This is a genomic window from Bradyrhizobium algeriense (assembly GCF_036924595.1).
Lineage (GTDB): Bacteria > Pseudomonadota > Alphaproteobacteria > Rhizobiales > Xanthobacteraceae > Bradyrhizobium > Bradyrhizobium algeriense.
Genome location: NZ_JAZHRV010000001.1, coordinates 5,972,692 through 5,987,547 on the forward strand (window position 1 = coordinate 5,972,692; position 14,856 = coordinate 5,987,547).

Here is a 14,856-nt window from a genome sequence, read left to right on the forward strand (position 1 = left end):
TCCCTGTTGCGTTTGTTCAGCGCTTTATTTCAGCGCCCGTGGCGTGACCCGAAGAGTAACCCCTCAGCCGATGCGTGCGGCAGTTCGAATGAAAGCTGGGGTCGATGCTTATCTATGACCAGCCGATAGACCGGGCAAAGCCTGAGGTCGGCCCCGCGGCGACAACCGCGCTGGCGGGCTTCAGCGTGCTCGACCTGGCCCACCTCCTGTGGCAGCGCAAGGTCGCGATCGTCTCGGCGGCGCTGATTTCCGCCTGCGCCGCGGTTGCGGTCGGCAAGAGCCTGACACCGAAATACACGGCGTCTGCCCAGCTCTACGTCGATCCCCGCGAACTGCAACTGGTCGATCGCGAACTGACGCCGCGCGCCCAGGATATTTCCGGCCTCGCGATGGTGGTGGAGAGCCAGGCGCGCGTCATCACCTCGAACAACGTGCTGCTGCAGGTGATCCGCGACACCCATCTGGAAAAGGACCCGGAGTTCGGCGGCGGCGATTCGAAGGGCATCCTGGGATCGCTGCTCGGCCTGTTCGGGATCGAGATGCGCCCCACCGCCGAGCAGCAGAAGCAGATCCAGATGGGCGCACTGGAAGCGCTCAATCGCCATATCAACGTCAAGAAAACCGACCGCACCTTCATCGTCGATATCGACGTCTGGTCGTATGAACCGGCCAAGGCGGCGATGCTCGCCAATGCGATCTCGAAAGCCTATCTCGCCGAATCCAAGCAGTCGCAGGCCGCCGCCGCGCGGCGCGCGACCAGCGACCTTTCCGGCCGCTTGAAGGAATTGCAGGAACGGCTTCGCAACGCCGAGAACGCGCTCGCGGTCTACAAGGCGCAGAACAATTTCGTCGGCAGCCAAGACACGCTGATCAGCGACCAGCAGCTCTCCGCCAGCAACCAGCGGCTCGCCGCCGCCCGCGCGCTGACGCTGGACGCGCAGGCCAAACTCGACCAGATCGAAGCCAGCCGCAAGGCATCCTCCGACGCCGGCGCCATCCCCGAGGCGCTGCAGTCGCAGACCATCGCCAATCTCCGCGCGCAATATGCCGAAGCGCGGAAGCGCCAGGCGGAGTTGCACAGCGAACTGGGGCCGCGTCATCCGGCGCTGCGCCAGATGGAGCAACAGGTGCAGGACCTGCGCCGCGCCATCAACGAGGAGGTCGAGCGCTTCGCGCAGTCCGCGAAGAACGACCTGATCCGCGCCCGCGACTATGAAGCCTCGCTCGGCAAGGCGCTGGAGACCCAGAAGCGCCAGAGCGTCCAGATGAGTCAGGCCTCGGTGCGCCTGCGCGAACTCGAACGCGACGTGGAAGCAAGCCGCGACGTCTACCAGTCGTTCCTGAAGCGATCGCGCGAAACCGAGGAGCAGGAGAGCCTGAACACCTCGAACGCACGCATCATCGGCGAAGCCACCGTGCCGCAACGGCGTACCTTCCCGCCGGCCATGAGCCTGCTCGCGATGATCGGTTTTGTCTTTGGCGGGCTCGCTGCCTCCGGCTGGTTCATCGCACTGAACCAGTTGATGCCGGGCACGAATCCGGTTCAGCCACGGGACAAAGCGCCGCCAGAAACGCCGAAGCAGCCGACCGCTCCGGCGGCCGAGAAGCAGCCACCTGCCGCGCCACCCCAGCCGCAACCCGCGGTCAGCCTGATCGAAAAGCCGCTGATCGCGCGGCTACAGGAAGCCGACGTGATGCGTACGCTCGGCGGCATCCTTGCAACTGATAGCACCGCCGACGTCACGCGGCTGGGCTGGCCGACGCTGCGCGCGGGCTTTCCGCTAATGACTGTCCTCAATGCCCTGCGCGAGATGCGCGCGGCGCTGGCCAGACGCGCCGGCGGGGAAACCCCGCCCGTGATGGCTGTGATCGGCGCTGGAGTGGATCAGGACCGCAGCATCGCCGCGCTGAACATTGCGCTCGCCGCGGCGCGTGATGGCGCCAAGGTGCTGCTGATCGATGCCGACCTTAAGGAGCGCGCGCTATCGAGCAAGGTGAGCCATCTGGCAAAGAGCGAGCCCAGCCGTTTCGGCTGGCTCGGCATCGGCGCCAGGGCCGCCCGCGCGATTCCGACCGCCAACGGAATTTCGATCCTGCCGGCCGTCAATGCCACCGACGCGAAAGCCGGCGACGCCATCCGAAAGGCGATTGCGCAGGCCCGTTCCGCCGGCGGCTATGACCTCGTGATTCTCGACGGGCCGGCGATGCCGTGGAGCGCGGCCGACGGCAAACTGCTCGACATCGCCGAGGGACTCGTTGCGATCCTCCCGGTGCATCTCGACATCAACGACAGCATGGAAGACATCATCGCAGCCCTCGGCGGGGCCGAGCGCAAGCTGGTCGGTGTCGTCCTCAGCGAAGTCAACCCAACGGCCGCGAGCCCGCAGCGGGACAAGCAATATGCTTGAGCGTCGCGTAAATCCCGTCGGCAGAGCGGCCACGGCCAGCGTGCCTCGCATCACGCTGGGCGGGTTGCGGCTTGCCGTGCTGGATCTCGAGCAGACCGCGAACTTCATGATCGACATGGTGTTCCCGCAACGCCGCCTCAATCGCCCGCTCTACCTGACCTCGGCCAATGGCGAGGTGCTGGCGCGCTGCTCGACCGAACCGATGACCGACCGGCTGTTTCGGGCCGCCGATCTGATCAATGCCGACGGCCAGCCGCTGGTGACCGTGTCGCGGTTCAGATCAAAGACACCGCTGCCCGAACGCGTCGCGACTACCGACCTGTTTCACGTCGTTGCCCGCAAGGCACAAGCGGCCGGCCTGACCTTCTACATGCTGGGCGCGGACGACGCGGAGAACGCCGCCGCGGTCGCCAGCGTTCGCGAGCAATATCCCGATCTCAAGATCGTCGGCCGTTGCCACGGCTTTCTGCGGGGCGAAGCGCTGCGTGCCAAGGTCGCCGAAATCAACGCGCTGGCACCGGACTATCTCTGGGTTGCGCTTGGCGTTCCCTATGAGCAGGCTTTCGTCGAGGAATACACACCCAACCTCTCCAATGTCGGCGTCATCAAGACGTCAGGCGGGCTGTTTAACTTCCTGTCGGGCAGCCGCGTCCGCGCGCCGCGGTGGATGCAGCATGCGGGCCTCGAATGGGCGTGGCGCATCTGGCTGGAGCCGCGCCGCCTGTTCTGGCGCTATTTGACGACCAACCCGCGCGCGCTCTATTTGTTGCTGAACAGGGGCCGATCGACTGACATCGGCGGGACACACAATCAATGAGCAGCCGTCCAGCCATTCTCGTCACCGGCGGTGCCGGCTATATCGGTTCGCACTGCTGCAGGGCGCTGGATGCGGCGGGTTACCAGCCCGTCACCTACGACAACCTTTCAACCGGCCACCGCAGCTTCGCCGCCGGCGCGCTGGTGGTCGGCGACATCGCCGACAAGGCCACGCTGGCGCGGACCTTTGCCCAGCACGACATCGTGGCCGTGATGCATTTCGCTGCGTCGAGCCTGGTCGGCGAATCCGTTGCCGATCCGCAGAAATACTACGTCAACAACCTCGCCGGCACGCTGTCGCTGCTGGCGGCCATGCGCGAGGCCGGCTGCAATCGCCTGGTGTTTTCGTCGACCGGCGCGGTCTATGGCAATGCCGACAGCAAGGCGCTACGCGAAGACTATCCCTGCGCACCGATCAACCCCTATGGCGCCTCGAAATGGATGATCGAGCGCGTGCTGGCGGATTATCGCACAGCCTACGGCTTCGGCTCGTTCGCGCTGCGCTACTTCAACGCCGCTGGCGCCGATCCCGCCGGCGGCATCGGCGAGCTGCGTGAGGTCGAGACACACCTCATCCCCCGCGCCATGATGGCGCTGCAGGGGCATGTGCCGGACTTTGCCGTGTTCGGCGACGATTACGACACGCCGGACGGGACGGCGATCCGCGACTACATCCATGTGACGGACCTCGCGGCTGCCCACGTGCTGGCGCTCAAGCTGCTGCTGGAGGGACATTCAGGCGGGGCATTCAATCTCGGCACCGGCAACGGTTTTTCAGTGCGCGAAATACTCGCGGCGATCGCGACCGAGGCCGGCCGCGATGTTCCGCATGTCGTCAAGCCGCGGCGATCGGGCGATCCGACCTATCTGGTCGCCGATCCCTCCGCCGCACGCGCGACATTGAACTTCCGTCCCGCTTATTCGGATCTGGCCACGATCATCCGCACCGCCTGGGCGTGGCACAGGAAGGCGCACCCGCTGAAGACGGGCGCCCCGGTTCGCGAGTGATCCGGCACAACCTCGCAAGAGAGCTCTCAGCGGCCTACAGCGGCTTGATCTGCACCTTGCGCCACTTGATCACGCCCGAGCCGTATTGCAGCGCGAACGGACCGCTGGCGTGTTTTGAATCCTGGACATCGACGGTTTTCTGGCCGTTGAACACGACCACGAGATGCGGACCCTTGGCGGTGATTTCGTAGGTGTTCCATTTGCCGCCCGCCTTCGGCATCGGGTCGACCTTGGCCACATCGACGATGGCGCCGGTGCCGTAGGTCGGATCGGGCCGCTTGTCGAAAATATTGACCTCGTAGCAGATCTTGGCGTCGATCTTGGCCGACTGGTCGCAGCGAATGAAGATCCCGCTGTTGGCATCATCGTCGGCCCAGAACTCGGCCTTGATCTGGAAATCCTTGTAGGACTCCTTGCTGACGAGATAGGAGGGATCCTTGCCCTCGGTGATCTTGTCTGCGACCAGCGCGCCGTCCTTCATCGCCCAATTGGCCTTGCCGACCTCGGTCCAGTCGCCCATTTTGGTGCCGTCGACAAGCGTCACCCAGCCATCGCCCTGCCCGGACGCGACGCTGGAAAATTGAAGTGCGGCGGCGCCGATCAACAGAGCGGCCGCAAGTATCGACAAGCGCTTCATGAACGTAGCCCTCCCATGGCTGCTTTTAGTTGGGCCGAAACCTATCACCGCGACGCGCGGCGTAAATCCGTTTTTCATGCTGCAGCTGCGTTGTGCGACATTTCGCTTTCCGCTGCCGCCGATCACGCATGCACCTGCGCGCCTTGCTCCGCGGGAAGGAGACCGACTAGCATCGCGGCAACAGAGATGAACGCATCTCAGCTCACGAGACGGCAACGGAGGAAACCATGAAGGCGATCATCCGCTCCTGGCGACACCTCATGACACCGCTGGCTTTCGCCAGCATGTTGAGCATCTCTTCCGCTGCGGAACTCAATCCGGCCGCCGTCATCTACAAATTGCCGGACCAGATTCCCTGGGGCCCGGTCAATGCAGCCGGTGCGCAAAGCGCTGTTGTCGTAGGCGATCCCGCCAAACCCGGCTTCTATATGGTCTACAACAAGTGGACGAAGGGCAATCATTTCAGCCGCCCGCACTTCCACCCCAATGATCGCTACATCGTCGTGCTGCAGGGCACGTGGTGGGTCGGCTCGGGGCCGAAATTCGATCCCGCCAACACGACGCCGATGCCGGCCGGCAGCTTTGTCACCCATTTCGCCAAGCAGGTGCATTGGGACGGTGCCAAGGACGAGGACGCCGTTCTCCTGATCATGGGAGAAGGCCCGGCGACCTCAACCGCGGCGGAAGAAGAGAAATAACCGCTGGCGGAACGGGACCGGCTTCGAGATCAACGACCCAGCAACCATTCCGGCAGCGGCGCGTTTTATGTCCCAACCAAATCAGGGGATATGAGACATGGCTTCTGCTTCACAGATCCGGGAACATATGGACGTCATCTCATCGGACAAGAAGACGGTCGGAAAAGTCGACCATATGGAAGGAACCGACAAGATCAAGCTGACCAAACAGAGTTCGCCTGATGGCCAGCATCATCACTTCATTCCGATGTCATGGGTCGACCACGTTGATCAGCATGTCCATCTCAACAAATCAGGCGCGGACGTGACCTCGCACTGGCAGCACGGACGGCAATAGCCGGCAACATGCATTGCGCCGCCCGTGGATGCAGATATCATCAGGCTTCAGGAGATTGAATGCATCCGGCGGCGGTACTGCAATTCGAACGTATGATCGGCGAATACAACACGTGGCGTGCCGTTCCGGAAACGGAACGCTCGCCCGCCCCGGCGTGGTGGTGGGGACCCGCGATGGAGTTGCGCGCCTCCTCCCAGCCGCTCCCGGCCGAATGGTGCGCCGAGCTCGGATTGCCAGACCGGGCGACATATGCTTCCGCCGCAGACATCTTCCTTGGGACCTTCGCAGGGCAGACGTCGTTGCCTTGGCCTTACGATTTCCCCTGCAAAACCGAAATTCCGGACCCGGCGGTCCGTGAGCTGCATCCGCAACCGTCAGACGACAGCGCCTTCCAACCCTGAGCCGGCTTCCGGCTGCAACGGCGGCGAGGCGAGCCGCGGTTCGGCGCGAAGCAGATCAGCCATCTGCCTGGCGGGCAGCGGCTTGGAGAACAGGAAGCCCTGCATTTCGTCGCAGGCGTGGCTGCGCAAGAAGGTCTCCTGCTCCAGGGTCTCGACGCCCTCCGCAATGACGGTCATGCCGAGCGCCTTGCCCATGCTGATGATCGCCTGCGCGATGGCCTGGTCTTCGGAATCGACGGGAAGGTCGCGAACGAAGGAGCGATCGATCTTGATGGTGTCGATCGGAAACTGCTTCATCAGCGACATCGACGAATAGCCGGTTCCGAAATCGTCGATCGCGAGGCGAATGCCACGGCTCTGGATCGCATCCAGCACCTTGATCGCGCGCGACACGTTCCGCATCACCATGCTTTCGGTGACTTCGAGCTGCAGCAGCACCGGCGACATGCCGCTTGCCAGCAGCGCCTCGTCGACATCGTGCAGCAGATTCGGGTCCGCGAATTGCCGCGGCGACAGGTTGACCGCCATCGTCACCGGCCGCAGGCCGCGTCGCTGCCAGGTCATGTTTTGCGCGCAGGCTTCCTTGAGCACCCAGCGGCCGATCGGAACGATCAGCCCGGTTTCCTCGGCCAGCGGAATGAACTGCCCCGGCGATACGGTGCCGAGTTCGGGATGGATCCAGCGCAGCAGCGCCTCGACGCCGGTGATCTGGCCGCTCGCCATGTCGATCTTGGGCTGATAGTGCAGACAGAACTGGTCGCGCTCCAGCGCGCGGCGCAAGGCACTTTCCAGCGTCAGGCGCTCGATCGACTGCGTCTTGATCTCCTTGGTGAAGAAGCGGAAGGCGTTCTTGCCGTCCTCCTTGGCGAGATACATCGCCATGTCGGCGTTCTTGGTCAGCGTCAGCACGTCGGCGCCGTCAAAGGGGTACATCGCAATGCCGATCGAGGCGGTGGTGTGGCATTCGTGACCGCTGAGCTGCAACGGCTGGCTGAGCACGGACAGAAGCTCTCCGGCGATGCGCTCGACCTCGTGGCGCTCGGCGGTCTCCTCCAGAATGACCACGAACTCGTCGCCACCCAGCCGCGCCACGACATCGTTCGAACGCAGTGCGCGCCGCAGCCTGCCGCCGATCTCCACCAGCAGCATATCGCCGGCGTCGTGCCCCAGCGAGTCGTTGATGACCTTGAACCTGTCGAGGTCGATGAACAGAAGGGCGAACTGCCGCTGATAGCGCGCGGCCGCATCGATCGCACGGCGGAGCATACCGTTGAACATTTCCCGGTTCGGCAGATTGGTCAAGCTGTCGTGCGACGCCAGATACTCGATCCGCTCGTCGGCCTTGGTCTTTTCATCGACGCGGTCGAAATTCTCCAGTGCGAACGAAACGTTGCCGACGAGCCGCTGCAACAGCTCCGCAAACTCGGGCGTGAACGTGTCTTTCTCCATCGACATGAAAGACATCACGCCGACGACTTGCCCATGCACCCACAGGGGGAATGAACCGCCGGAATTCGTGCCGTCGTTGCGCGCCGTGGCGTGAAACGCTTCGGCGCGCGGATCGCCGAGGTAATCGTTGATGATGCAGGCCTGCTGCGAACGTATCGCCGAACCACAGAGCCCACGCCCCTCCGGATGCGCCTCGCTAGTCGATATCACTGCCTCGCGGGCGCTGGAGGCGGTCGGACCGGCGGCAGCCACGACGTCGAGATACTCGCTGTCCGGCTTTATCAGCGCGATGGAGGTCAAGGTGAACTTGCCGCCGTTGGCCGCGGCCTCGCACACCAGCTCGAACAGTTCCGCCCGGGATGCCGCACGGATGATCGCCTCGTTGGTTGCGCTCAACGCCGCCAACATGCGTGTCAGGCGCTCCTTCTGGACCTCGGTCCTCGCCTTCTCGTCGGCCCGATCGAAGGTCCCGATCGCGAACGACACGTTGTCGGTGAGTCTCTGCAACAGTTCGGCGAATTCGGGCGTGAACGTATCGATCTCCGAAGAGATGAAAAACATCACGCCGACCGCCTGGCCGGAAACCAGCAGCGGGAACGCCGCGCCCGACATCGCGCCGTCGCTGTGAATGAACTGGTGAAACGCCGACCCGCGCGGGTCAGCGCGCAAATCGTTGGCGATGCAGGCCTGGCGGGAGCGGAAAGCGTTGCCGCACAGCCCGCGTCCTTCCGGATGATCCGCGTTGATCGAAACCTTCACCCGGCGCATGTTGCCGGCCGTTGGTCCCGCCACGGCCACCATGTCGGTGTAGTCACTGTCGGATCTGGCCAGCATGATGCTGGTCGAGTTGAACCGGCCGCCCGTCGCGGCAGCTTCGCATACCAGTTCGAACAGCTCCGTCCGCGACGTTGCACGAACGATCGCTTCGTTGGTCGCACTGAGCGCCGCCAGCATGCGCCCCAGACGTTCCTTCTGGGCGTCGGCTCTCGCCTTTTCACCGGCGCGCTCGAAATTGTCCAGCGCGAACGAGACGTTCTCCGCGATCCGCGCCATCAGGGCGACGATCTCCTCGTCCTCCGCCCACAGTTTTCCGACAAAGAACAGCAACACGCCGATGCTCTCGTCGGCCTTGATCAGCGGAACGGCGACGCAGGCGGTGACAGCCGTTTCGCGTGCGGCCTGATGCCAGGGCTGGCCCTGTGTCGAGTTGAGGATATTGTTGTTGACGGCTGGCAGCTGCGTCCGGAATGCCCTGCCGCAGACGCCCGTTCCATACGGGTTACTCGCATCGATCGAGAACGGCGCCCGCATGATCTGTTCGACGATCGCGCCGGTGCCTGCGGCCGGCTTCAACCAGATCGAGTCCGGCTCCGCAAGCAGCACCACGGTAGCCGCGGATTTTCCGCTGTATACCGCGGCATCGCAAACGCGCTGATAGAGATCCTGTTCGGTCTTGGCGCGCAAAATCGCTTCGTTGGTCGCGCTGATGGCGCCGAACATCCGGTTCAACCGCCGCATCCCGCGCTCGCCGTTCTTGCGCGCGGCCTCATGTTCGAAATTGTCGAGCGCAAACGAAATGTTCGCCGACACGCGCTCCAGCATCGCGACGATCTGCCCGTCGATCGAGTGAGGTTCCCGCCGCGAAACGAGAAGCACGCCGACGCCCTCGCCGTTGCAGGTCAGCGGCAGCGCCGCCGCCGTACCCACTTGGCCGGCTCTAGCTCCCTCGCGCCACGGCAGCGAGCGCGGATCATTCAGGAAATCGTTGCTGACGCATATCTTCCGGTCACGGAACGCCTGCCCGGAGACCCCGGACCCTTCGGGCGTACCGGCCACGATCGAGATGTCGATGCTGCGCAGGCGCGGGACGTCGTCGCCACAGCCGGCGGCGAAGCGCAGGAGATTGGTTTCCGGCTCCAGCAGGAAGATCGCCACGGCCAGGAAGTCCCCGACCGAGAACGCGGCTTCGCAGACCTTCGCGTACAGCTCTTCGGGTGATTTGGCGTACAGAATCGCTTCGTTGGTCGCATTCAACGCCGCAAACGTGCGCGCGATATCGGTCCTCACCGTCCCCAAGCTCCCTGCCGGCAGCACCGGGCTGCCCCGCGGATTTTATGCGTGCAGGTGGCCTAAATGCTCGTTATTGGCGGCCCGCAGTTGCGATTCAGAGTAAATGTCGGACCAACGAACCGCGACGTCGCTCAGGAGAACTACTGGCTGATTCACGATTTGTCAGCCATACCGCCGGCGCGCGCCGGCCGGAATACAGGCAGCCGAACGCAATTCGAATTTTGCAGGATGAAATTCGAAAGCCATCGAGAACCGTGCCGGCAGCATGGCTAACAGGATATTTCCACGCTTGCCCTGCCGCCGCCGCTTTGAGACCATACCGGCCGCGGCAACAAGCAAGACCCGTCTTCACGCGGGCGTTAAAGGTAGAGGAAATTTCCATGCCGATGGTCCAAGCCGACCGTCTCACGCATATCGGCGCGGCGCTGCTCAAGGCCGCCGGCGCGTCGGAGGAGGAGGCTCGCGCCGTCGCGGTCGGCTGCGTCAACGCCAATCTCGCCGGCCATGACTCGCACGGCGTGATCGCGATCCCGACCTATATCGACCGCATCAAGGCCGGCCATATCGTGCCCGGCGCCAAATGGACCATCGTCCAGGAATCGCCGACCACGACCGTGATCGACGGTCATTGGGGCTTTGGCTTTCACGTCAACGCCCAGGCGATGGCGCTGACGATCGAGAAGGCGAAGACCGCCAACGTCGCCGCTTGCACGGTGTTCCGCCAAAGCCATGTCGGGCGGCTCGCCGCCTATCCTCTGATGGCGATGCGCGAGGGCATGATCGGCATTGCGACCGCCGACTCCGGCCGCTCGCCGAAGCATGTCGCGCCGTTCGGCGGCCGCGAGGCACGGCTCGGCACCAATCCGATCTCGATTGCGGTGCCATCCGACCTCGAGGCGCCGTTCTATCTTGACATGGCGACCTCGGCGGTCGCGGCCGGCAAGATCGCGCTGTCGGTGGCGCGCGGCGAACAGATCCCGCAGGGCTGGATCATCGACGCCGAGGGACGGCACACCACCGATCCCACCCAGTATCGCAAGGGCGGTGCACTGCTGCCGCTCGGCGGCAGCGAGGGCTACAAGGGAAGCGGCCTCGCCGCGATGGTTGAGGTGTTGTGCGGCCTGCTCACGGGACTTGGCTTTGGCGTCGAGCCGACCGGTCGCCACAATGACGGATGCTTCATGGCGGTGTTCAATGTCGCCGCGTTCCGCCCGCTGAAGGATTTCGAGAGGGAAGTCGGCGAGTTCGCGCGCTATCTGAAATCGACGCGGCCATCGGAAGGCTCGCCCGGCGTGTTCTATCCCGGCGAGGTCGAACATATCCGCGAACAGCAGCGCAGGCGCGACGGCATCGAGGTCGAGGACGCGACCTGGGACAAATTGAAGGCGCTGGCCACCGACTACAGGCTCGTCGCAGAGCTCGACTTGTAATGAATTCCGCCCGCACAAGGAGAACCGCATGACACGGCAAATGGCGCTGGTGGGATTCCTGCAGGCGCAGAACTGCACCAATCTGCCGAGTTCGTGGCGGCATCCGGAATCGCGCGACGATTCGATGTCGGCCGATTACTACCAGGAAATCGCCAGGATTCTCGAAGCCGGAAAATTCCACATGGCGTTCTTCGACGACCGCCTGGCGATGCCCGACCGTTACGGCAACGACCACGCCCACACCGTCGAATACGGCATCCGCTGCGTGAAGATGGACCCGCTGATCGTGCTGACCACGATGGGCATGGTGACGACGAAGCTCGGGCTGGGGTCGACCTGCTCGACCACCTATTACGAGCCATTCGATGTCGCGCGCCGCTTCGCCACCCTCGATCTGATGTCGGGCGGACGCGCAGGCTGGAACGTCGTCACCTCGCTCAATGACGGCGAGGCCCACAACATGGGCAAGGACGCCCATCTCGAGCATGACCACCGCTACGATCGCGCTGACGAATTCATGGAAGTCGTGCTCGGCCACTGGGACACCTGGGAAGACGACGCGTTGATCATGGACAAGAAGAGCGGCCGCTTCGCCGATCCGGCCAAGGTGAAGCGGCTCGACCACAAGGGCGAGTTCTTCAAGTCGCGCGGTCCGTTCACCGTTCCGCGCTCGGCGCAGGGCCATCCCGTCATCATCCAGGCCGGCGCGTCCGGCCGCGGCCAGCGTTTTGCGGGGCGATGGGGCGAGGTGATCTTCACCGCCGCGCGCAACGTGGCCGCCGCCAAGGAAGGCTATGCGGCGGTCCGCAACGAAGCGGCCAAAGCCGGCCGCGATCCCGACCAGATGCGCCTCTGCAACCTCACCACACCCGTCTGCGGCGCAACCAAGACTGAGGCCGAAGACAAGATGGCTGTCATCAACAAGCTGCCGCTGCAGATCGATGCGCTGTCGCTGCTCGCGGAGGCGCTGAACTACGACTTCGCCGCCAAGCCGCTCGACGAGCCGCTGACAACAGAAGAGCTCAAGAGCATGCAGGGCATCCTTGGCATTCGCGACGGCGTGCTCAAGAATTCGGGGAAGACTAATCCGAGCGCGCGCGACTTCGTCACCTTCTCCGGCCGCGGCCAGGTGCATGACGCGATCGTCGGCGGCCCGAAGGAGATCGCCGACAAGCTGGAGGAGATGTTCGTCGAGCGCGGCTGCGACGGCTTTGTCATCGCAGCCACCATCGTGCCGGGCTCCTATGCCGATTTCGTCCGGCACATCGTGCCGGAACTGCAGCGTCGCGGGCTGTTTCACAGGGATTACGCCGGCAAGACGCTGCGCGAGAATCTCGGCCTGACGCGTCCTGCCGCCGGCGCCTGGAAAGCCACGCCGCGGGCCGCGGCCGAATAAGAACAAGAGGAAGAACCATGCGTTGGCTCAAATTCACCACCGCCGGCAAGACCTCCTGGGGCATTGTCGAGGGCGACAACGTGATCGCCGTCAACGGAGATCCGCTCGGCGAATGGCAGCGCGGAACGCAGTCGCATGCGCTGAAAGACGTCAAGATCGAGCTGCCGCTGATCCCGCGCACCTTCTATTGCGTCGGGCTGAATTACCTCAAGCATCTCAAGGAAGCCGCCGACAAGGCCGGCACGGTGCCCAACGTGCCCAACGTGCCCGATCGACCCGAGATCGGCTATCGCGCGCAGAACGCGCTGATCGCCCATGACGAGGATGTGGTGATTCCGGCGACCGCGACCGAGAAGATCCACTACGAGGGCGAACTCGTGGTTGTCATCGGCAAGAAGGCAAAACACTTGAGCGAAGCCAACGCGATGGATTGCGTGTTCGGCTACACCATCGGCAACGATGTCAGCGAGCGCACCTGGCAGAAGGCCGACCGCAGCCTGTGGCGCTCCAAGAACGCCGACACCTTCAAGCCGATGGGGCCGTGGATCGAAACATCAGTCGATCTCGACAAGATGGAAACCGTGATCCGGGTCAACGGCAAGGAGACCGGCCGCTTCCGCACCAACGACATGATCTTCGGCATCGTGCCGTTCCTCGTCGAGCTGACCAAGTATTTCACGCTGTGGCCCGGCGACGTGATCTGGATGGGCACCGACGGCGCCTCACCTAACCTGAAAGCCGGCGACGTCGTTGAAATCGACATCACCGGGATCGGGACGTTGCGCAACAGGTTCGCGGCGGAGGAAGTTTGACGTCCTCAGAAATGAGGACAGGCGCGGGAATCGGCATCGGGTAAGGTTCGTCCGCGCGAGTATCTATCCTGCGTAGAATCATCATGACTCGCAGCTCCACCCCGCTCGGCCCTTAAGCAATCAATATCTCCGCTTGCGGCCTTATGGATTGCTTCGCTTCGCTCGCAATGACGGCTGCGACCTCCTCAGTTGAACCTTAGATCATTCTCGACACAATCGGAACTTTCCGCAACAGCGCCGTGGCCCCCCAGCTCAGCACCAGCGTGCCGATGAAAACGACAGCAAATTTGACGACGGCCGGCCATGAATAATCGTAAACGGCGTATTGCAGCCAGAGGATGAAGATGTAGTGGGTGAGGAAGATGCCGTAGGCAGATGGCCGCATGGCATCGAGCAGCTTCATGCCCGATGCGGCGAAGGCCAGCGACACGGTCAGCACCGTGAACGTCATCGCTGCGCTGAACAGCGCAAAGGCAAGGCCATAGCCGGTCTGCCAGGATAGCGGCGGTGAATCGAAATCTGCGATCCAGTTGTGATGGGCATAGACCAGCAGCAGGATGGCGCCGTAGAACAACGACGCAAAGGCAAGCCAAAGCGGCCAGCGCCTGACCAACGCACCTTCCTCGCTCAGGATTCCTGCACGAAGGCTAACCACGCCTATGCCGACACCGGTCAGGAAATAGCCGGCATAGAGCAGAATCCGGCTGGTCTGGATAGGCAGCGGATAGCCGCCCGGCTCCAGCCAACTCGCATCGCCTGATATCAGCCGCATCGGTACGTAGACGACGGTCGAGACGCCGAGGAAGGCCGCAAACGCCGTCCACGGCCGGTCGCGCAGCGAAAAGATCAGCAGGCCAGACATCTTCCGCAGGCGCGGCGCGACTGCCAGCAGCGCCGCGGCAACGATGTCAAGCGCCAGCAGTCCCCACAGGAACCACGCCGGACCCGACGGCCAGGGGCCGACCGTCAGCGTGCGCCACCAGAAGTGAAAGAAGTTGAAGTCGGTGGTGCCGGGCAGATGATAGCGCAGGAAGGTCGGATAGTATGCAATCGGCATCAGCACGAAGATCGAAACCAGAAAGGGAATGCCGAGCCGCCATGCCCGATGGCGCAGGAAATCCGCGGCGCCTCTGCGCATCAGGCTGTCGTGAACGAACAGGCCCGAGATCAGGAACATGCAGGCCATGAAGAAGCTGTCGTTGAACAGCACGACGAGGTCGAACCCCAACCAGCGCATTTTATCGCCGCTGCCGAAATGGGTGTAGTTGACCACGGAGTGATGAACCAGCACCAACAGCGTGATGAAGGTGCGGGCGCGGTCCAGCGCAACGATGCGCGCCCTCACCTTGACGGTCCTGTCGCTCCGATCGGTCTTGCGCAGCATCTCGCTATTT

General features: G+C 63.5%; 12 protein-coding genes. 9 read left to right on the forward strand and 3 right to left on the reverse strand.

The genetic code is table 11. The features are described from left to right. Positions 1–104 precede the first annotated feature (104 nt). Genes V1286_RS28870 through galE form a run of 3 tightly spaced genes read left to right on the forward strand, consistent with a single transcriptional unit; the run spans position 105 to position 4,232 of the window. Complete coding sequence (locus tag V1286_RS28870) at positions 105–2,408, forward strand: exopolysaccharide transport family protein (RefSeq protein WP_334485374.1); 2,304 nt, start codon at positions 105–107, stop codon at positions 2,406–2,408. Further along, a complete protein-coding gene (locus V1286_RS28875; protein ID WP_108519897.1) occupies positions 2,401–3,225 on the forward strand; it encodes a WecB/TagA/CpsF family glycosyltransferase in 825 nt (274 codons plus the stop codon). Before V1286_RS28870 ends, V1286_RS28875 begins: the two co-directional genes overlap by 8 nt. Continuing rightward, a complete protein-coding gene (gene galE, locus V1286_RS28880; protein WP_334485377.1) occupies positions 3,222–4,232 on the forward strand; it encodes a UDP-glucose 4-epimerase GalE in 1,011 nt (336 codons plus the stop codon). The genes V1286_RS28875 and galE overlap by 4 nt, the downstream gene beginning before the upstream one ends. A 34-nt stretch (positions 4,233–4,266) precedes the next feature. Here the strand turns inward: galE and V1286_RS28885 are convergent, their stop codons facing one another. Beyond that, complete coding sequence (locus V1286_RS28885; protein WP_334485379.1) at positions 4,267–4,869, reverse strand: 3-keto-disaccharide hydrolase; 603 nt, start codon at positions 4,867–4,869, stop codon at positions 4,267–4,269. Between the two features lie 227 nt (positions 4,870–5,096). On the opposite strand from V1286_RS28885, the gene V1286_RS28890 reads away from it, so the two are divergent. The 3 genes from V1286_RS28890 to V1286_RS28900 all read left to right on the forward strand — a co-directional run bounded on the left by V1286_RS28890 (position 5,097) and on the right by V1286_RS28900 (position 6,305). Further along, a complete protein-coding gene (locus V1286_RS28890) occupies positions 5,097–5,567 on the forward strand; it encodes a cupin domain-containing protein (RefSeq protein ID WP_334485381.1) in 471 nt (156 codons plus the stop codon). Positions 5,568–5,664: 97 nt separating this feature from the next. Continuing rightward, positions 5,665–5,904, forward strand: coding sequence for a DUF2171 domain-containing protein (locus V1286_RS28895; protein WP_275190496.1), 240 nt, complete (start codon positions 5,665–5,667; stop codon positions 5,902–5,904). Between the two features lie 59 nt (positions 5,905–5,963). After that, positions 5,964–6,305 (forward strand): hypothetical protein, encoded by a 342-nt coding sequence (locus V1286_RS28900; protein WP_334485384.1) that lies wholly within the window; start codon positions 5,964–5,966, stop codon positions 6,303–6,305. On the opposite strand, the gene V1286_RS28905 is transcribed toward V1286_RS28900, so the two are convergent. Further along, positions 6,279–9,821 carry a sensor domain-containing phosphodiesterase gene (locus V1286_RS28905; protein WP_334485386.1) on the reverse strand — a complete coding sequence of 1,181 codons (3,543 nt, stop codon included), beginning with the start codon at positions 9,819–9,821 and terminating at the stop codon, positions 6,279–6,281. The two genes, V1286_RS28900 and V1286_RS28905, sit on opposite strands and share 27 nt — an antisense overlap. Positions 9,822–10,204: 383 nt before the next feature. Between V1286_RS28905 and V1286_RS28910 the strand changes: the two genes are divergently transcribed. Genes V1286_RS28910 through V1286_RS28920 form a run of 3 tightly spaced genes read left to right on the forward strand, consistent with a single transcriptional unit; the run spans position 10,205 to position 13,462 of the window. Continuing rightward, positions 10,205–11,254, forward strand: coding sequence for an Ldh family oxidoreductase (locus V1286_RS28910; protein ID WP_334485388.1), 1,050 nt, complete (start codon positions 10,205–10,207; stop codon positions 11,252–11,254). A 28-nt stretch (positions 11,255–11,282) separates the two neighbouring features. Then, positions 11,283–12,650 (forward strand): LLM class flavin-dependent oxidoreductase, encoded by a 1,368-nt coding sequence (locus V1286_RS28915; RefSeq protein ID WP_334485390.1) that lies wholly within the window; start codon positions 11,283–11,285, stop codon positions 12,648–12,650. A gap of 17 nt (positions 12,651–12,667) precedes the next feature. Further along, positions 12,668–13,462 carry a fumarylacetoacetate hydrolase family protein gene (locus V1286_RS28920; protein ID WP_334485392.1) on the forward strand — a complete coding sequence of 265 codons (795 nt, stop codon included), beginning with the start codon at positions 12,668–12,670 and terminating at the stop codon, positions 13,460–13,462. 196 nt (positions 13,463–13,658) lie between these two features. Here V1286_RS28920 and V1286_RS28925 read toward each other — a convergent pair whose 3' ends face one another. Beyond that, on the reverse strand, positions 13,659–14,846 hold the full coding sequence (locus tag V1286_RS28925; RefSeq protein ID WP_334485394.1) for an acyltransferase: 1,188 nt from the start codon (positions 14,844–14,846) through the stop codon (positions 13,659–13,661). Between the last annotated feature and the right edge of the window lie 10 nt (positions 14,847–14,856).